The sequence below is a fragment of the Streptomyces sp. NPDC086549 genome, assembly GCF_044746205.1.
GTDB lineage: Bacteria > Actinomycetota > Actinomycetes > Streptomycetales > Streptomycetaceae > Streptomyces.
Map to the genome: position 1 here is coordinate 719328 of NZ_JBIVBS010000001.1, position 19378 is coordinate 738705.

Annotated in this window: 12 protein-coding genes; 8 read left to right on the plus strand and 4 right to left on the minus strand. The window is 68.1% G+C overall.

Annotated elements, in window-relative coordinates; translation table 11 throughout:
• Positions 1 to 15 precede the first annotated feature (15 nt).
• Positions 16 to 1536, minus strand: coding sequence for an IS4 family transposase (locus ACIPSA_RS03370; protein WP_402628253.1), 1521 nt, complete (start codon positions 1534 to 1536; stop codon positions 16 to 18).
• Between the two features lie 555 nt (positions 1537 to 2091).
• On the opposite strand from ACIPSA_RS03370, the gene ACIPSA_RS03375 reads away from it, so the two are divergent.
• From ACIPSA_RS03375 to ACIPSA_RS03385, 3 genes are all read left to right on the plus strand, one after another.
• Positions 2092 to 3288 carry a helix-turn-helix domain-containing protein gene (locus ACIPSA_RS03375; RefSeq protein ID WP_402628255.1) on the plus strand — a complete coding sequence of 399 codons (1197 nt, stop codon included), beginning with the start codon at positions 2092 to 2094 and terminating at the stop codon, positions 3286 to 3288.
• Positions 3289 to 3426: 138 nt separating this feature from the next.
• Positions 3427 to 3735 carry a hypothetical protein gene (locus tag ACIPSA_RS03380; RefSeq protein ID WP_402628257.1) on the plus strand — a complete coding sequence of 103 codons (309 nt, stop codon included), beginning with the start codon at positions 3427 to 3429 and terminating at the stop codon, positions 3733 to 3735.
• The gene (locus ACIPSA_RS03385; RefSeq protein ID WP_402628259.1) at positions 3732 to 4100 is read left to right on the plus strand and encodes a hypothetical protein; all 369 of its coding nucleotides are present in this window, start codon (positions 3732 to 3734) and stop codon (positions 4098 to 4100) included. The genes ACIPSA_RS03380 and ACIPSA_RS03385 overlap by 4 nt, the downstream gene beginning before the upstream one ends.
• A gap of 91 nt (positions 4101 to 4191) precedes the next feature.
• Here ACIPSA_RS03385 and ACIPSA_RS03390 read toward each other — a convergent pair whose 3' ends face one another.
• Positions 4192 to 5130: a GntR family transcriptional regulator gene (locus ACIPSA_RS03390; protein ID WP_402628260.1), complete on the minus strand. Its 939-nt coding sequence runs from the start codon at positions 5128 to 5130 to the stop codon at positions 4192 to 4194.
• 223 nt (positions 5131 to 5353) lie between these two features.
• Here ACIPSA_RS03390 and ACIPSA_RS03395 point away from each other — a divergent pair, with 223 nt between their 5' ends.
• The 5 genes from ACIPSA_RS03395 to ACIPSA_RS03415 all read left to right on the plus strand — a co-directional run bounded on the left by ACIPSA_RS03395 (position 5354) and on the right by ACIPSA_RS03415 (position 10016).
• Positions 5354 to 5680: a hypothetical protein gene (locus ACIPSA_RS03395; protein ID WP_402629455.1), complete on the plus strand. Its 327-nt coding sequence runs from the start codon at positions 5354 to 5356 to the stop codon at positions 5678 to 5680.
• Positions 5680 to 7008, plus strand: coding sequence for an FtsK/SpoIIIE domain-containing protein (locus tag ACIPSA_RS03400; protein ID WP_402628262.1), 1329 nt, complete (start codon positions 5680 to 5682; stop codon positions 7006 to 7008). The genes ACIPSA_RS03395 and ACIPSA_RS03400 overlap by 1 nt, the downstream gene beginning before the upstream one ends.
• Positions 7009 to 7178: 170 nt before the next feature.
• Positions 7179 to 8525, plus strand: coding sequence for a replication initiator (locus tag ACIPSA_RS03405; protein WP_402628264.1), 1347 nt, complete (start codon positions 7179 to 7181; stop codon positions 8523 to 8525).
• Entirely contained in the window at positions 8518 to 8703 is a 186-nt protein-coding gene (locus ACIPSA_RS03410; RefSeq protein WP_402628266.1) for a helix-turn-helix domain-containing protein, read from the plus strand. The genes ACIPSA_RS03405 and ACIPSA_RS03410 overlap by 8 nt, the downstream gene beginning before the upstream one ends.
• Positions 8700 to 10016 carry a tyrosine-type recombinase/integrase gene (locus tag ACIPSA_RS03415; protein WP_402628267.1) on the plus strand — a complete coding sequence of 439 codons (1317 nt, stop codon included), beginning with the start codon at positions 8700 to 8702 and terminating at the stop codon, positions 10014 to 10016. Before ACIPSA_RS03410 ends, ACIPSA_RS03415 begins: the two co-directional genes overlap by 4 nt.
• 463 nt (positions 10017 to 10479) lie before the next feature.
• Here ACIPSA_RS03415 and ACIPSA_RS03420 read toward each other — a convergent pair whose 3' ends face one another.
• Together ACIPSA_RS03420 and ACIPSA_RS03425 are read right to left on the minus strand one after the other, a co-directional pair.
• A complete protein-coding gene (locus ACIPSA_RS03420; protein WP_402628269.1) occupies positions 10480 to 10953 on the minus strand; it encodes an SUKH-3 domain-containing protein in 474 nt (157 codons plus the stop codon).
• Positions 10941 to 19265, minus strand: coding sequence for a ricin-type beta-trefoil lectin domain protein (locus ACIPSA_RS03425; RefSeq protein WP_402628270.1), 8325 nt, complete (start codon positions 19263 to 19265; stop codon positions 10941 to 10943). Before ACIPSA_RS03425 ends, ACIPSA_RS03420 begins: the two co-directional genes overlap by 13 nt.
• Between the last annotated feature and the right edge of the window lie 113 nt (positions 19266 to 19378).

Below are 19378 nucleotides of genomic sequence, written 5' to 3' on the forward strand. Positions count from 1 at the left end.
CCTAACGTCGCGTCGCTATTTGGCTGGTGGTCGGGGTGTGACGCGAGGCGTCTCGTCTCGGCGGCAGATGGTGATGGTGTAGGCGACGTTGCCGGTGGGCACGGGGCCGGGAGCTCGCATGCGGTGGTTGGGTGCCTGTCTGGCGCGGGGCCTGACGCGGTTGGGTCTGCGGGGGATGAGCTGGGCCAGGGCCTCGGCTTGGATGAGGGTGATCAGCAGAGGCTGTCCTGCGGTGGGCCGGTAGTGCAGGTGCCGGCGGATGGTGCGCAGGATGGCGGTGAAGGAGATGCGGTCGGGGTCCAGCATGGTGCCGGTTGCGGGGTCCAGGCTGGCTTGGGCGGCGTGGGCCCTTTGGGACTGCAGGTATTGATGAGTGATGAGCAGTCCGTAGATTTCCTGCGTGACGCCGTCGGGGTGCTGGGAGCGCAGCAGAGACCGGTGGTCGCGCTGGAGGATCTTGGCCTCGAACAAGCTGGTCTCGCTGTTCCAGCGTTGTGCGTAGAGGGTGGCGACCTGTTCGGCCGGGGCCTGGTCGGGGTCCAGCAGGCTGGTGATCACGCGCAGGGGGCGGGTGCGGGGAGGCCCGTGTTCCGGGGTGGCGGTGATGTCGGCGTCCACCACCCGTACCGGGATGCCGTGCGGGTGGCCTGGGGGCATACGACGGTTACAGAAGCGGGAGGCGGCCTGGCGCTGGCTGGAGGCCCGGTCCGGCACACACGACAGGAAGCTGCCGTCTGGGAGTTCGCGCAGGTGGGGCAGCCAGTGGTGGGAGTGCGCGCGGACGATGAAGTCGGCGCCGCAGGCGGTGATCTGGGCGAGGATGTCATGGCCGTGGAAGGCCCGGTCCATCAGCACGAGCTGCCCGTCCGCCAGCGTCGGGGCCGTGGCCAGGTCTTTGGCCAGGGTCACTTCGTTGTCCCGGCGCGGGCCGAAACGGGCGCCGATGATGCCGCGGGTGCCGCAGGCGATCAGCAGGACGAGTTTGACCTGCGGATAGCGTCCTGGTTTGTGGCTGCCGCCCGGAGGCGGGCCGAACGCCTTGGTATTGGCCGGTGTGGGCGCGACATCGAGGACGGTGCCGTCCAGGGACAGCATCAGCAGGCGGCGGCCGAAGGCGAACGCGCCAGGCGACTGCGGGGTGGTCAGGGGTCCGCGCACCTGCTCGAACAGGGCTTTCAGCGGCTCAGGCCCCAGTCGCGTGCGGGCTTTGGATACAGCGGAGGTGCCTGCCACCCGCAGGGCACCTGCGTGGACTGCCCCGCGCAGGCCGTCGGTGAGCTTGCGCAGGATCTCTGCGTAGCTCTCGTTGAAGTGCAGGCACATCGCCAGCACGAAGTAGACCACCGCGCTGGCTGGCAGGCTTGCGCACCAGCGTCTGTCTCCGCGGCCACACGAACGGACGGCTTCCTCCACCGCCTGCGGGGAGATGAACTCATCCAGCGCCTCCAGCCGGATCCCGGCGGCCGCCCGCGCCGACGTGATCCGCTGCCCAGCCCTGGAGTTCGCTCCCGCTGCGGTGACACGATGACAAGACATCGAGGCTCCACAGGTCAGATCTCTCACCGCTATCCGACCTGCCAGGGGCCTCGATGGCCGTCAACCTCCATACACCCACAGGCGCCCCAACTGCACTGCAGAGACGCGACGTTAGTCTGTGGACCTGCCCGGTAAAGCACGACGTTGGGGCCATGATCTGCGAGGCTCGCGCCAAAGTGGCTGGCTAAAATCGCTCCGTCGCCCGCCCCAGCCACGACGTACCCCTTCTCTGGCATCAAGCGTCTGATTGCTGTGAGCGTGGCATGGGCGCCGGCCGGGCCGGAGCGGGACGAAGGCAGGAGCGCAGGCCCGGCCGGGGGCCGGGCCGCGCGCGGGGAGCGGAGCGAGCCGCCTTGAAGACGTAGAGAAAGTTTGGACGCATCCCGCCTTGGCGCTGTGCCGTGGCCGTCGGCTGGTCGTTCGGCTGGAGTGTGGTCCGAAGCATCGGACTGGCGGGTGTGGTTCTGCAAGCAGCCAGTGGTGATCGTTGTTCGGCCGGTCCGGGGCGGTGTTGCAGGGGTACCGTCTGAGTGTTGCCGCAGAACGGAGTTCGCCGTGTCGCAGAGCATCGAGGAGCACACCGGCGCTCGGATCGCCCGTATCCGGAAGCAGCGCGGACTGACGCAGCAGGGGCTGGCGATGCGGGCGCACCTGTCGAAGTCGCTGTTGTCGAAGGTGGAGTGTGGGCAGAAGGCTGCTTCCCCGGCTCTTGTTGCTGCCTGTGCCCGTGCGCTGGGCGTCTCGACTTCCGATCTGCTGGGACAACCGTACGCCGAGGAGTTGCGCCGGGACCGCATGGACGCCTTGATCCAGCCGATCCGTGAGGGGCTGGAGAACTGGGACGTCGCTCTCGACTGGGAGACGGCTCCGCGTCCGGCGGCGTTGATCCGAGCTGATGTCCAGCGGGCCCTTGTGCAGCGCCGTCAGGCTCAGTACACGGACATGGTGCGCGACCTGCCCGGGTTGATCGATGAGTCGGTGCAGGCGGTGCACACCAGCAGCGGGGAGGAGCAGCGGCTGGCCTACGAGTGTCTGTCGGGGACGTTCCGGTGTGTGTTCACCGTGGCGTGGAACTTCGGCTATATCGACCTGGCCACCGTCGCGCTGGACCGCCTGGCGTGGACGGCACCACGCGCCGACGAGCCGGGGCTGGCCGCCATGCACGCCTACCTGCGCGCACAGACCACGATGTCGTCCGGCCGCTATGACGTGGGCATCCGGGTGATCGACCGAGCCCTGCGCGATCTCGACGGGCAGGACACGCGCCGCCCGGCAGGCGTTGAGGCGATGCGGGGCGTAATGCAGTTGCGGGCTGCGGTGATCGCGGGCCGGATGAAGGACCGGGAGCATGCAGACGCCCGCCTGGCCAAAGCCCGTACTCTCGCACGGACCACGGGTGAACTGCCCGACTTCGGCGTCACCTGGGGGCCGACCAATGTCGGGGTGCACGCGGTGGCCATCGCCTCCGAAATGGACGACTTCGGGCGTGCGATCGAACTTGCAGAGGACGTACGTATCCCGCGCGGCTGGACCCGTTCCCGGGCCGGGCACCACTGGATGGACCTCGGACGGGCTCATGCCTGGTCAGGCCACCCGGAGCAGGCCCTGGACTGCCTGCACCAGGCCCGGCGTATCGCCCCGCAGCAGACGCGCTACCACCCGACCGTGCGAGAGACCGTGCTGGCGCTGAAGCGGCAGGAGCGGACGCGCAGCAATTCGCTGGCGCAGTACGCGGAGTGGGTCGGGATATAGCAGATCCCGGGCAAGGGCGGTTGCACTTCTTGGTGCAACCGCCGTGCATCGCCGGTCGGCAGGCTGACGTCTCGTCAGGACCCCCGCGACCGCGCGAACGGTCCGGGGGCATGGCCAACGCTGACAAGGAGCGTCGACATGCCGCACTGTATCGCCCACATCTTCGAGCCGCTGCTGCGGCTGCTGTGGCCCGCACGGGGTCGCCATCGCAGACCTGATCACTCATCCGCCGGCCTTGCTGTAGAGGCGTCGACCGCCTGTCCGGCTCGCGTACCGGCCGCCCGGGTACTGCGTGGTGAGGAAATCGGGCTGGTCCGCCCGTACCTGGTCGCGCACGAGCGGCGGGAGGCGCAGAAGCAGCAGGCTCGGCGTCGCGCGCTCCGGCTGGCTGTGCGCGGCATCGACATCAGTCCCCGGTTGTTCGGCGGAGTGGAGGTCACGGCATGACGAGCGGGACCGGACAGCTGCGCCTGCTGCCGTGGGCCGGGCCCGAGGGCAAGCCGTGCTATCTCGCAAGTGACGGGGCCGGATATCTGTCGAGGCTCGCCGACAACATGGAGTCGACCCAGCTCGGCCTGGCCGGGGAACTCTTCCAGGAGGCCAAGCGTGTTCTGGACAAGCGGCAGTGGACGCAGGGCGAACTGCACCTTCTGGCAGTCCAGTTGACTGAAGCGCTCGGCAACGTGCGCCGCATCGCGGTGAGTCGCGGCGCGCGCCTGCCCACACCCGCCGACGACGATCTCGACACCGTGGACGACCTCGAGGACGAGGAAAAGAGGCAGGAGAGTTCGTACCCGGCCGTCTGCCGCTGACCGTGCCTCGTGGCTCCCTGTTCCCATCCAAACCGGGCCGGTAGAGATCCCCGGAGAGCCATGGTTCTCCGGGGATCTCCCTTGCATGCCGTCAGGTGTCCTGGGAGCGCTTGGTTCCTGGACGATGGCTCGCCTCTTCCAGGCGCTCCAGGCGCTCGCGCATATCGGCCATCTGCTCCAGGATCAGATCCAGCTTGCCCGCCAGATCCATGTCCCGGGATGCCGACGGAGTTGGGTGCGGTGGCTGCTCTCCTGAGCTGCCTTCCGTTCCGCCTGTGTCTCCCGGCTCGCCCCAGAAGAGGCTTTCGCCGATGACGTAAGCCAGCTCTTCCGGCTGCGGCTCGCTCGGCCGGGTGCGGGAGGGGATCTTCTTGCGCGGGTTCTTGTAGACCTTGCGGACGTGCCCTTCCAGGGCCATCGTGGCCAGGGCCTGTTCGGTGTTCTCTTCGCTGTGGCCGATGGCCTTGGCGGCCTCCGCTGCGGTCAGCCGGGTGCCCTTGGGCAACGAGCCGTTACGGATCTTCTGGACAAGGGCCGCGTGGGCGAGGTGCCGTCCGAGGGCGGGATCGTCCGCGTCGCGTACGTAGGCGTCGTGGCTGTGTTCTTCGTCCTCGTAGCGGAGCCATTCGTTGCGTACGAGCAGGCTGACCGCCGTATCGATGACGCGGACCGGTACCGCGTAGTGGTCGGCGAGCGTTTCACGGCCCGGCAGCTTGGTCCCCGGGGTGAGGATGCCGGAGCGGATCTGGCGTTCCAGCTCCTTGACGACGCTCTCGAAGGCGTGCTCGAAGTCCGCGGACCTGCTGACGAAGGTGCCCTTGCCCTGGCGGGTCATGACCCAGCCTTCGCTGCGCAGGAGCCGCACCGCCTTCTGCACGGTCAGGCTCGACGCGCCGTACGCCTCCATCAGCTGGCTGTGGGACGGCAGCAACTGCCCCGGCTGGAGCTTCTCACTTCGGATCTGCTGCTTGAGATCGTCCGCGATGCGCTCGAACGCCAGGCGCGCGTCGTCGGCAGGAGGCATCGTCATCCCTCGGGTCGGCGTACATCGGTGGCCGGAAGGACGGGCCAGCCGCCATTCCCGCAGCACAGCGCGCTGCACCGGCCAGATTAGCGACCCCAGGGACAGAGCGAGAGCGGAACAGTGATGAATAGGGATGGATGGAGTTGGATTGAGTCGGGTAGAGTCGCGTCACGCGATCACCCACATTGGTGAATCGCGCCCCTCTACCTGGAGGTTTGCCGTGAAGACCATGCCCATCGACCAGTCCCCGGCCCTGGTGATCCTGGCCTCCGAGCCCCGGCCGCGGTTCAAGGACCGCGACGGCCAGCAGCCCGCGATCGACCGGGCCACCGCGACCCACCTGCACCTGGTGGACGTGATGTTCGCCTTCAACGGCCGTGCCGAGGTGATCACCGTGAACGTCCCCGAGCCGGGTCTGGGCAAGGGCCTGAAGGTCGGCCTGCCGGTCGCCTTCACCGGCCTGGTCGCCTCGGCCTGGGAGAACGAGATCAACGGCAAGGACCGCCACGGCATCTCCCTGCGCGCCGACGCCATCACCGCCAAGGCGAGTGCCTGATGACCGGCAGCCCCCTCGGGCTCGCGCTGCTGGTCGTCTTCGGCCTCGGCACGCTCGGGCTGCTGGGCTGGGCCGGGTTCTGCTTCTCCCGCTGGTACCGGGCCGATGCCGAGACCCGTGTCAGTCTGCGGCAGGCGCGGCGGATGCGGTGGAGCTGGAAACGGCTCGCGCCGATGCTCGGCCTGGCCGTCAAGGACGCCACCCCCACCGTGCTCCAGCAGTACGGCCCACAGGAACAGCCGGCGAAACCGCGCGTGTTGGTGCCACGCCTGCACACCCGCGCCGACGCCTTCGGCGTCACCGTCACCGCCGACGCGCTGCCGCAGGTCGGGCTGAGCGCCTGGCAGGACGCCAGCGAGGGCCTGTGCGACGCCTGGGGCATGCGACGCATCCGGATCACCCAGCCCACACCAGGCGTGATCGTCGCGCGCGGCTTCCGGCGGGAACCACTGGAGGCGGTGATCCGCTCACCACTACTCGATCCCGACGGTTCCCCGGCCTGCCGACCCGGTCAGTTCGTCTCCACCAATGACGTGCTGCTCGGATGGGACGAGGACGGCACCCCCGTCGTGCTCAACCTCACCTACTCCGCCCACGCCCTCGTCGCCGGCGCCACCCGCTCCGGCAAATCGATCACCGTCAACACCCTGCTCGCCTACGCCTCGCTCATGCGGGACGTGCGCCTGATCGTGATCGACCCCAACCTCGGCGCGGTCGCGCCCTGGTGGCGTACCGCGTACAAGGTCTCCGACGCCATCCACCCCGACGAGCCGACCGAGATCCTGCGCTGGGTGCGCGAGGAGATGCAGCGCAGGGAGCGGCTGTTCTGGTCCGGCCGTACCGACCGCATCACCGACTTCAGCCCGGAACTGCCGCTGCTGCTCGTGGTGATCGACGAGGTGGCGAACTACACCCGTCACCCCGACCGCAAGGCCCGCGAACGCTTCGAGGCCGAACTGCTGGCCATCGCCAGCCAGGGCGCCAAGTTCGGCGTCCGGCTGTGGCTGCTCACCCAGAAACCCTCCGCCGACGTGCTCACCACCGCCATCCGCACCAACCTGTCCGCCCGGATCTGCCACCGCGTCGACACCGTCGAGGACTTCCTGCACCTCTTCCCCGACGGCCGGGAACTGGACATCACCGCCGCCGACCGCACCATGCCCCAGGGCGTCTCCATCGCCTCCGTCGGCGACATGCGCACGCCCGTCCGGCTGCGCTCGGTCTACCTGCCCACCGAAGCCTGCTGGCAGATCAACGACCTCATGTGCAGCAACGGACTGAAGGTCCGCGAACTGCCCGCCTCTGCCGACCTGGACAAGGCCGCGTGACCCGCGCCGGTCAGCCGCCCGAGTCGGAAAGTCCCGCTCCCGACCGAGTCCGTAACGCAGTCATCCCCGGCAAGAGCGTGTAGTCGCCAAACCCTCGCCCCTGCCGGGGCCTCCCTCCCCATCCATCCACGGCACACGCATGTGCCGCAGCGCAGAGAGGTCCCGCCAGCATGCCACCACACAACCCCACCACCACAAGCCCCCGCCCCGAACCGGCCGCAGCCGTACTGCCGTCGTTTACCGGGTACCGGGACCTGCTCGGCCTGATACGGCAGCTGTCCTCGCTCGGCGGGTGCGCCCGGCCCATCCGGCTCGAAGGCCACCGAACCGAACTCGACGCCTTCACCGGCGAGATCCTGCGCGAACTGAAGTCCAAGGAACTGCCCGCCGGACACCTCCTGGTCCGCTGCGGCAACCGCCGCACCACCCGCTGCCCCTCCTGCGCCGAGCTCTACCGCCAGGACACCTACCACCTCATCGCCGCCGGCCTACGCGGCGGCAAGAACATCCCCGACCAGATCGCCGCCCACCCCCGCGTCTTCGCCACCCTCACCGCGCCCTCGTACGGACCGGTCCACGGCCGACGCGTCAACGGCTCCGCCCGCTGCCGATGCGGACGCACCCACACCAAAGGCGACCCGCTCCTCGGCACACCGCTCGACCCCGAGCGCTACGACTACACCGGCGCGGTGCTGTGGAACGCCCACGCCCCCGCTCTGTGGGCGCGCTTCATGCTCCACCTGCGCCGCACCATCGCCGCCGCAGCCGGAATCCCCCAGCGCCTGCTCCACAGGGTCGCCCGCGTCTCGTACGCCAAGGTCGCCGAGTACCAGCGGCGCGGGCTGATCCACTTCCACGCCGTGATCCGCCTCGACGGCCCCGCAGGCAGCCACACCCCACCACCCGCATGGGCCACGCCCGAGACGTTGGCCGATGGCATCCACGCTGCCGCTGCCCGCGCCCATGTCGACGGGCCGGAGATCGACGGTCGGACCTACTCCTTCGGCTTCGGCAGGGAGCTGGACGTCAAGGTCATCCAGTCCGCCGCCTTCCAGGCCGGGACCACGATCACGGAGGGCAAGGTCGCCGGGTACGTGGCGAAGTACGCCACCAAGGGCGCCGCAAGCGCGGCCGGCACCCTCGACCGCCGACTGAAGCTGATCGCCGAACTCGGCCAGGAGACCATTCCCGAGCACGCCGCCCACATGATCCGCACTGCCTGGGCCCTCGGCGCCCGCCGCGACCTCGCCCACCTGAAACTGCGGGCCTGGGCCCACATGCTCGGCTTCCGCGGCCACTTCTCCACCAAGACCCGCGCCTACTCCACCACCCTCGGAGCGCTCCGAGCCGCCCGCGCCGCCTGGCAGAGCCGTCACACCCCCGACCCCGAACCGACCACCCTCGTCCTCGCCCACTGGGCCTACGACGGCACCGGACTCACCCCTGACCTCGAACGCCTCGCCGCACTCATCGGCGGCGGCCCAGCGCGCGAACAGGCGGTGACAGTCGGTGCGTGACGACGAACTCCTCACCGTCCCCGAGGCCATGGCCCGTCTCAAGATCGGCCGCTCGGCACTCTACGACCTCCTGCGCACCCGCCGCCTGGCCTCCCTGACCATCGGCCGCGCCCGCCGCATCCCCGCCCACGCCCTCGCTGACTACGTTCAGCGTCACATGGAAGAGGCCGCCCAATGACCGCGCCCAAGCGCAAGAAGACCCGCGCCAACGGCGACGGCACCGTCTACCAGCGCAAGGACGGACGCTGGGAAGCCGCCGGATACGTCCTCGCCCCCGGCAACACCCGCAAACGCGTCCGCGTCTACGGCAGCACACGCGAGGAGGCCCTCGCCAAGCTGACCGAGAAGATCGCCGCCAGCAACCGCGGCGTCCCCATCATCACCGCCCAGGGCAGCCTCGCGGCGTACCTGACGTACTGGCTGGAGAACGTCGCCGTCCACCAGCTCCGCGAGACCACCCACACCCGCTACACCACCTGCGTCAACCAGTACCTCATCCCCGGCCTCGGCCGGAAGAAGCTCGCCAAGCTCACCGCCAAGGACATCCGCACCTGGCTCAACGAACTGCGGACCGTCTGCCAGTGCTGCGCACACGGCATCGACGCAGGACGCGATCAGAGGGCCCAGGCCAGCCGCCGCCCGCGCTGCTGCGCGATCGGCCAGTGCTGTCGCAAGCGCCTCTCCCCGGTCACGCTCGCCTACATCCACTCCGTACTCAAATCCGCCCTGGAGCACGCCGTGCGCGAGGAGGAGATTCCCCGCAACGTCGCCCGCAACGTCCGCACCGGAACCCCTCGCCCCCGCCGCTTCAACCCACTCACCGCCGACGAAGCCCGACGCTTCTTCACCGCCGCCCAAGGCCACCGGCACGCCGCCCTGTTCGAACTCGCCCTGCACACCGGCCTGCGCAAGGGCGAACTCCTCGGCCTGTACTGGGAAGACCTCGACCTCGACGCCGGCACCGCCACCATCCGCCGCACCCTCCAACGCACCCGTACCGGCGGTCTGACCACCCTGCCGACCAAGACCATCAGCTCCGAACGGCGCATCGCGCTGCCGGTCTCCTGCGTCACCTCGCTTCGTGCGCACCGCGAGCATCAGGCAGAGGAGAAGGAGGAGGCGGGCTCGGTCTGGCAGGGCAGCAGCCACGTCTTCACCCGGCCCGACGGTCACCCGATCGAACCCGCCACCCTCACCCGCCACTTCAACGCCCTGCTCCGCGACGCCCGCCTACGGCCAATCCGGTTCCACGACCTCCGCCACTCAACGGCGACGCTCCTCCTGGAACAGGGCGTCGAACTCGTCGTCATCAAGGAACTCCTCGGCCACGCCCACATCGGCGTCACCGCGACGGTGTATGCCCACGTCCGCCTCCGCCTCCAGCGCCAGGCCATCGACCTCCTCGGCCACGCCCTCCGTAACTTCTCGGCGCCCGCGTCCGGGACCGAGGACGGCGACGACCCGCCGCTCTGCGCAGCACCTGTCCGCTGACGTTGCCGTCAAGTACTGCCGTCAGACACTGCAGAGGCCCCACCAAAACAAATCTGGTGGAGCCTCTGCAGTGTCACCCGGTAATAATCCAGACCTCATATTCCTCAGTTGTCACTCCGCATGAAACGCGACCATCGAGAGACATCGCAACGAACTCCGGCTCCCCTTCAACGGAACCGAGCCACTGAGCCAAACTCATCGAACTGGCGCGCTGAACGTAAGCCCATGGAGCTTTCGCGGCGCCTATACCACCAACACTGATGAGAAAGTCACCTTGGTCTCCAAAGAGTCCATTTTCATCGCAAAGCCTCGCCCATTGGTCCTGCACCTCGAGAAGATGCCCATTCGCCTCTAGTGCGCGGATCCGAGCTGCGCGCTTTGCTCCACCACTGATAATTGGACGCCACGCTTTCATGGGTTCCGGAGTTCCCCCGACCATGCACAGTAGATATCAGATTCGGACTCAGGGCAACCAATCAGCCCGATGCGCCCGATCTTCTCCGCCGGTGACCACGTAGGTCACCGCCTCAGTAAAGCTCGAACCCAACTCCCAAATGGTGTGCGTCCCCACGGCAATAACCTTACCGTCAGCCGCAATATAAGACCTAAATTGCACGGACCACATTCCGAGGGGCGAGTAGTTCTGGCCAAGTCGTTGAGACAACAGGACAGCTTCGTCTAGGGCATCGATGCAGGCGTCCACCGGATCGACCCGTAGGGACGATGCAGGAACACGAGCTGCGGAGCTTTTGATCGCCAATTCCCCGAATTCTTCCCATACCCGAAGGGCGGTTCCATTCAACTGGAACCCGACCCCCTCAAGCAAATTAACCGAGGAAGTAATGTCAATTCGCCTATGCGGAAACCATCCAGCTGCAACCAAAGCCCTCACGACTGAAGGATCGCCGTCTCCGAACATTCCGCTCAATTGCTCCACGTCCCGAATGTTTTCCTGATCACGACCTGACACGATTCCTCGCACGGGTCGAATGGCACACCACTCTCCAATGGAGACCCTAGGGGCCTTACTCGCAGCGTTCTAAAAGATCCGCCGAATATAGCCGAATCACCTTCTGCTTTCTGCGCCTCATTCATAGCGCAGATCTCCGAGCAGGTATCACGCCCATTGGCACCCAGGACGTCATCGAGCGCACTTCCCGGTTCAATTTCAGTATCTCCCTGGGTGCGCCCCCAATAGGACCTTCCAGAAGGTGACGTGTACTCCGTGACAAAGTCAGGGGTTGTCGCCTGATTATGTCCGCGATTTGCGTTGGCGTAATCCTCTAGCGTATGTCCATCTTGAGCTGGGCCAGGTCTCGGATCGGGCCCACAAGCGTTGTGGACCAAGATCGGGACGCTGCCCGCCACAACATAGTACGTGTGGAGTTGCCGGACGGTGAGGTTCCAGCGGTTGGCGGCGCCGGGGGTTGGGTGGGTGGCGACGACGTAGGCGTGGTGGTTGGTGGGGGTGTTGAGGGCGTCGCCGTGGTGGAGTTTGCCGGCGGGGACCCAGGTGTGAGTGGTGTCGTCCCAGAAGGGGTGGTTGGCGGTGGTGTGGATGGTGGCGGTGTGGCCGCCCTTGGCGCGAATCGTGAGGTCGAGCAGGTCGTGGTCGTGGTTGATCCACACGTGTTGGACCGTGCGGGCGCCTACGTGCTTGCCCGTCTTTTGATCGGCCGCTTCGACCTTGTCGCCAGCCTTGATCTTGCCGATCGGCTTGGTCTCGCCCTTGGCCATCAGGACGGGCGTATCGGGCGAGAAACTGCACCTGCTGGGTTTCCCGGCCTTGGCGGTCTCTGTCCCCGATGAACCGGTGTCCGGTTCGCTCGGGCGGGCTGCCGCCGCGTCCGCGTCTCTCGCGGCTTTCTCAGCCTGGGCCTTGGCGTTCACCCGCTTCAGGCTGACCAGATCGCCGGCCGAAGTGGCTGCGGCTTCGTCGACGGCCTTGGCGTCGGCGCCTGCCGCTTCTGCCGCGGTAGTGCGCCTGGGAGAGTCGTCGCCGGCCTCCTCGCCGCGCCCTCCCGCGCCTCCGGGCCCGCAGTCACCCATGATTCCCGAGCACGCAGCGGTGAAGGCCTCTCCAGCACCCGTGATGCAGGCATAGCTCGCCCAGAACGCCGTGTCGATCTCGCAGGCCGAGAAGCTGATGGCGATCGCGTAGCTCACTACGGACAGCCCCAGGACATCGACGACCTGACCCGCGGTCGGCGGAGGGGTCGTGTCGTGCTGTGCGTTGGATACGTCGCAGGCGAACTTGGCTGCCTGGTTACAGCGGCTGCCACCCGTGCCGCCGCGGTTACCGCTGTTGCCGCTGGAGGTCTTGGTGGTGCCTCCGTTTGTTGAGGTGCCACCTCCGCCACCAGTTCCCGGACCGCATTTCTTCCAGCCGCCGCTGCACTGAGTGCCGTCGGAGTTGACTTTGATGGTGCCCGTCGGGTCGCTGCCCGACGCCGGGTTGTCGCCGGCGTAGGTGTAGCCGCCCATCTGGTTGGGGTCCCCGACCTCGAAGAGGGGGTCGACGGTGAGGAAGCGGCCCAGGGTGGGGTCGTAGTTGCGGGCGCCCAGGAGGTTCAGGCCCGTCGTGGTGTCATCGGGCTTGCCAAGGAAGCCGTGGTTCTCGTCGGGTGCCACCCAGGTGGACGGGGTGGTGCCCCGCGGGTTGCCGTACGGGTCGTAGGAGCGGCGGGTGACCGCCAGGGTCGAGGCGTCCACGGCCGTCGTGGCCGTGCCCTGACCGTTCGCGACCTGGTAGGTGACCGTGCCGGTGCTGGAGCGGGTGATCGTCGTGCCGTCGGGCCCGGTGTAGTACCGCAGGCCCGTGCAAGTCTTGGCCGACACGTCCAGCGTCAGCTGCTCGGCGCCACCGAAGAGGTAGAGGATGCGGGACTTGTCCGTTCCGCCCACCGACGCGGACTGCTCCAGCAGGTTGCCGTCCGCGTCGTACAGGTACTTGCTGGTGCGGTCGGTGGTGCCGGACGGGGTCGAGACGGTGGCGGTGCGACCCTCGGCGTCGTAGGTGAACGTCTGCGTCTGGCCGGCGGGGAGCGCGCCCGTCTCGATCGTCGACCAGGTCTGCCCCTTGCCACCGCAGGTGGTCAGCGTCAGCTGGGTGCCCTTGGTGGCACTCGCGCTCGGATCGGTCAGGCACAGGGTGCTCTTGGCCGCGTTGACCAGGGTGCCGGTGGTCGTCAGGCGCCACTTCTGGGTGGTGTCGGTGGAGCAGGTGTCCGCGACGACGCCCGTGCCGGTCGTGGTGGCGTTGCCCGCGGTGTCGAGGCAGAACCCGCCCGCCTTCACCGTGCCGTCCGTGCCGATCGCCCACTTCTGGGCGGTCGAGGAGGAGCTGCAGGTGTTGATCTCGACCTTCGCTCCGGAGCCGGTCTCCTCCACGCACAGCTTGCCGCCGCCGGTGAGGGTGAAGGCGGTGGTGAGCGGCCCGGTCGTCTTCGTCGCGCGGCTGAGCGTGTTGCCGGCGTTCTTGCCGCCTGTGTCCGTGTACGACGGGGTCTGGGTGGCCGTGCCCGTGACGGGGTTGGCCGTTGTGGTCGCGCCTGCCTGGTTGGGGTGCGTGACGGTGGTCGTACCGTCCGTGCCCGGGTAGGTCGTGGTCTGGGTGGTGTCCGCGAGTGCGTTGCCGCTGGTGTCGTGGTCGACCATGCCGGTGCGGTCGCCGAGCAGGTCGTAGGTGTACGTCTGCCAGTAGGGTGCCGGGCCTCCGACCGTCTTCGTCTTCACCGGCGCGGTGCTGGTCTGCACCGAGGCCGTCGTGCAGCCGCCCACCGCGCCCACGGGTGCGCTGCCCGAGTCCGTGATGCCTGCCGTGTCCGTCCAGGCGGCCGTCAGCCGCTGGAAGGAGTCGTAGGTGAAGCACTGGATGTCGTGCGTGGTGTTGTTCTGCAGGTCATCGGTGGCGGTGAGCTCGCCTGCCTGGTTGTAGCGGTAGTTGACGACGTCCAGAGCCGTGGCGGAGGTCTGCACCATGCTGCTGGTCTGCGTGGTGCGGCCGGTGGTGGCGTCGTACTGGGCGAAGGTGGCCAGTTCCTTGCCGACGGGGCCGTAGTTGGCCCGCAGGACCCGGCCGAAGGGGTCGTGGACCGTACCGTCGAGGTAGGAGGGGGTGTTGGAGACACTTATGTCGCCGCCGAAGCCGTCCAGGATGCCCTGCAGGGTGTAGCCGTAGCCGACGCGCTCGGCGGGCAACCCGCCGTCAGCCTTGTAGTCGGTGGTCCACAGCAGGCCCGTGTTCGGGGTGTAGGAGGAGCTCAGGGTGTAGGTGACCGTGCCGCTGTCCTTGCCCGCCGTCCCGGGGAAACCGTCGGCGGAGGGCACGGTGAGCGTCGAGCCCAGCGGCTGGTACGCCGTGTTGTAGCCGGTGACGGCCTCCGTGTACGCCTTGCCGCTCGCCCCACCCACGTAGCGGGTCGAGGAGGTCGCATAACCCTTGGCGAGCGTGTCGTAGAGGCGCGAGGTCAGCTGCTTCGCCGGGTCTGGCGTCGCCGACCACGGGCCGGTGTACTCCGCGGTGACCCGGTTGTCCCAGTCATAGGCGTACGACAGCGTCTGTCCGCGGGAATCGGCGGTCTGGAGCAGGTTGCCCATGACGTCGTACTTGTCGAAGGTCGTCGTACCGGCGTCGGGGTCGCTCTGGGTCGTCTTCTCGCCGAGCAGGTCGTACTTGTAGGACCAGTTGTTGCCGGCGCTGTCGCTGACCGACTCCACCCGTCCGGCGGGCGTGTAGGTGTAGCGGGTGGTGGCGTCGGCGGCCGGGACCGCGCCTGCCGTGCCCTGCGTCCACGGTGTCGAGTTGCCGTCGCTGCTGACGACGGCGACGGTGGAGTCGGCCCGGACCTGGAAGGTGGCGCCCGTCGTCGCGGTCAGGCCCGTGCTCCACTTGGACGTGCCGGAGGCGGTGTAGACAGCCAGGTTTCCGTCCGTGCCGAACTGGGCGTAGGCACCGGGATTTCCAGCCGTGTTGCTGGACCAGAGACTCTTGCCCGTGTTGAGCGCGGTGAGGACCAGGTTGCCGTCGGCCTGCATGGTCAGGCGGACGCTGCTGGAGGTCAGCGAGGTGCCGGACGGGATGACGCTGCCGCCCTTGAGGGTCGTCGTGGCGTCGGTGTTCTTCACCACGGACTTCACGGTCTGGCCGAGCGCGTTGGTGAACGTCGCGGTCGCCGAACCGCCGGCCGGCGGGGTCGTGTCGGTCTCGTCCGCGCCCGGATATGTCGTCCCGGTGCTCCACTGTTTGACGGCCTGGTGCCACAGCGTGCCGGTGGTGGCGCGGCCCTGGCCGTCGTACGTGGTCGTGGTCTCGGCCGGGATCTCGTTCTCGTTGGCCGCGTACAGCGTGGTGGAGGGGACGTGGCCCGGCTCGGAGTAGGGGGCGTAGGAGGCGGATGCCCAGCCGTGGGAGTCGTAGAAGGTGTCGGAGATGATGCGGCCGGAGTCCGAGTCGCCGTCGGCGGTCGTCTGGGTCTGCCGGGGCTGCAGCATCCCGTCGTAGATGCTGATCGACGTCGAGTAGGAGCCGTCCTCGCGCAGGGTACGCGTGGTGACCGAGGACGGGTCTCCAGGCTGGGTGATCGTGCCGCCGGGGGCGGGAACGGCACCGGGGTTGATGGAGTACGCGAACTGCATGTCCGCGCTCTGCGTGGCCTTGTCGCGTCCGGGCAGCCAGACGGCGGTACGGCGGCCGAGGGCGTCGTAGGTGATGTCGGTGACGCGGCTGTTGGCGTCGATGTTCTCGGTGGTCAGGCCCCGCAGCGGATCGAGAGTGGACGTGACCTTCCACTGCTTCTGGTTGGTGGAAACGATGCTGGTCGGGTTGGTGGTGCCGCCCGCGCCGCTCCATTTCGGCAGGTAGTCGGTGTGCGCGCCCTTGCCGGTGGCGTCCAGGGTGTCGGTGGCGCGGCCGGCGCCGTCGTAGGCGATGCCGCTGGTGGTGCGCCAGCTCTCGGTGCCGTCGCTGCCGTAGCCGGTGGCGATCTGGGTGCCGGTGACGTGCGGGTGGGTGAGTGTGCCGTAGGCGCCGAGGTCGGTGATGGATCCGTCGCCGTCGTAGTAGATCTTCTTGTCGCTGAGCAGGGTGTCGGTGCCGGGCTTGGTGCCGCACGGGCCGGAGACGGTGGTGATCCGGGACGGGTAGGCCAGCAGCATGCTGTTGCCGGCCGAGGAAGCCGGGGAGGCGTAGTCCGCGGTCGTGCACTTCTCCTGCGCGGCCACGGACACGTCACCGTGTGCGTCGACGGACTGGACGCGGCCCTGGTCGTCGTAGGCCGCATCGGTGCGGGTGTGCCGCCAGGTGCCGTCGGCGAGCGGCGCGTAGCCGTGGCTCTGGCTCGACTGGATCCGGCGTGCGGTCAGGTCGGGCAGGGAGGAGGTGGCCGGCTTGCTGTCGCCGGGGTTGTCCTCCTGCGTCCAGCCGGTCCATGGGGTGCGGTCGGCGTGGGCGGTGGTGGTGTAGGTGAACGGACCGCTGACGGTGGACCCGTTCACCTTGCCGCCGGAAGCGGTGTAGGTGTCCGACTGCAGGGCGGTGCCCGCCAATTGATCGGCATCGGCGACTGTCTCGACCGTCTTGCCGCCGACGGTGGCGTCCACGCTGACCGAACGGCGGCTGCCGTCGGCCTTGTAGTCGCCGTCCATGCCCTGCAGGTAGGTGGTGGTGAGCTGGGTGACCGGCTCGGGCGCCTTACCGGTGCGGACCGTGACGGTGCGGAAGCCGCGGAACTGGTCCCAGGTGCGGTACTGGTCGTCGGTGAAGTCGGAGTCGTCTCGGTGCCAGGCCGGACCGGAGTAGGAGTAGGTGGAGACCTGGGCCTCGGAGCCGGCCGGGATCTTGGACGAATCCGGGTTGTACTGGGCGGCAACGGTCAGGTCGGCGACGGTGACGCTGTGGACGGTGGTCTTGTTGAACCAGTCGGCGATCGGCTTGGAGTCGCCGGGCACCGTCCAGTACACGGGATAGCAGAAGTTGGTGTTGGTGTCGGCGGCCTTGATGTCCAGCTTCTTGCCGACGCACGGGTTCTGGTTGTACTCGACGGTGATCGACTCACCGGTCTCCGTCTGCACGTTGGCGATGCGGGGCCGGTAGAGCGGCGGGGCGGACGGGGAGTCGTCGTCGACTCTGTTGTCGATCTCGGTGCCGGTGAAGGAGACCTGGTTCAGCGTGATGTCGCTGTTGCCGTTGTTGTAGGTGTCCTTGCCGGTGTGCTTGATGGACTGCAGCCACAGCACGGCTTGGAGCGAACCGGCGTCCTTGGGGTCGACGGTGGTGCCCGTGACCGGGTCGACGGCGCCGCCCGCGTCGGAGTACACCTGCCCGAGGTCGTAGCTGTCGACCGGGATCAGTTTGTCGGTCGAGCCGTCCTTGACGTGGACCTTGGTGGTGATGCTGTCCAGCCGGGTGGTGGTCCAGAAGGTGGGTGACGAGACGATGCAGACGTCCGTCGGCACCTTGGTCGCGTCATCGGGCAGCTTCGTCTTGTCGGTCGAGTCGCAGTGCAGGTCCCACGGCACGTCCGGCCAGTGCGGGGCCGTGTTGTCGTCGAGGTTCCCGGCCGAGCAGTCGGTGAAGGACGACGTGGTCTGGCAGCGTTGCTTGGACGTGAACACCACCTGGGCCGCCGGGGTGTGGCCGGCCTGCTCGTCGTCCAGGGTGTAGCCGTACGAGATCGAGGTGAGCGTGCCGCCGCGGGTGTACGAGGTGAGGGTTCCGGTGTCGTCCGTGTCGCTGGTCTTCGCCGCCTGACCGCCGCCGAGGTCGTAGTAGCCGGTCTCGGTGGAGTAGTCGTAGCGCTGGACGAAACCGCTGGGCGAGACGACGAAGTCGAGGTTCCAGCGCCAGCCCTCGGCCTTGTCGCAGCGTGACTTCTTGCCGTCGGTGTCGCTGTGACAGGGGTCGGAGGAGCGGGGGTGCAGCACCGGGACGCCCCAGGCGGCGTGGGTGGTGTCGTCGCCGGAGGTGGACGAGGCGGTACCGGAGGTGCCGGGTGCGCTCGGGGCGTGATCGGCGCCGAAGTAGGCGGCGGTGCCGTCGGTGGTGAGGACCCGGAAGTAGACGCCGTCGTGCAGGCCGTTGGCGGCGCCCGAGAGCTCCTGCACCACGGTGCCGTCGTCACCCTCGAGTCTGAACTCCTTTATTTCGCCGGGCGCTCCGGAAGACGTGGTGGGTACGAGACGGCCGGAATGGGATCCGAAAGAGACGGTAGCGTTGTCGCCGCCCCAGCACTCGTCGCCGGAGCCCTTGAGGATCTTCTTGCCGTCCGAGTCGAGGAGCGAGCCACAGGAACGGTACGTCCGCTCCACGAACCCGGGCTGGTAGCCCCAGCCGTCGCCGATCCACGAGGCCTGGGAGTTGCGGGCGGAGGTCTCGCCGTCCACGGTCTGCGAGTCGTACGACAGCGCGACCGACGGTCCGGTGTCACCGACGGCGCCGGGTACGTCGATCGGGTACGAGTACGTGTACGCGCCGGTGCCACTGGTCTGCCACGTTCCTGAGGGGCTCAGGGAGGTGGCGGAGTAGTCGCCCTGGGAGCCGCGGCTGCCCGAGGTCACGGCGATCGCCGAGCCGGCGGTGGTCGTTGCGGTGAGCTGGTCGGCGGTGGCCCGGTTGGTGGACTTCAGGGGCGTCCGGGTACGGCAGGCAGGCTGTTCAGGCGTGGTGAGGGCACAGGCCGGGAGGCGCGTGAGGGTGAGGCGGGAGCCGTATCCGCCGCCGTAGGCCTTGGCGACCGACGAGTAGTCGATGACGACACGGACCTTGGCGGTGGGGGACTTCGTGCGCCCCAGGCCCACCAGCAAGCCGGCATCGGCGCCTGCCCGCAACGCCTGTGTTCGGGAGGCGAGTTGGATATGTACCTTCTCGCCGTCTGCTTGATTCGCCTTGGCCGCCTTGGCGTTCTTAGCCGTCTTGGTCGCCTTGTCGGCGGACGCCACCCACAGGGGCAGCGAGCCCGCCTTGACCGGCTTCTCGTCCAGCGCGACCGTACGGGAACCGGCCTTCGGCCAGGTCGGCTTGGACGCGGCCTGATAGCGGGTGAGAGCGCGGTAGCCCCAGGGCTGGACCGTCTGCGGGCGACGCAACGCATGCTTGCCCACCCCTGGTGTGACAGGCAGCGGTTTCGGGTCCCAGAGTTTGCCGTGGAAGACATACGGACCGATGCCGTCCTTGGCGACCGCCCCGGTCACGAGCAGCGCCATGGCAGCGACAAGTGCCGAGACGAACGTCAGCGTCCTCCGCACATCCACGTGAGAAGTCCCCCCGTATGACACGGACTTGATGGTCCGTTGATTGCAAGGTCACGTGGTCGGCGTGATCCAGGACGGGAGGCTAGGAAGCGATTTGACCGATCATCAAGACT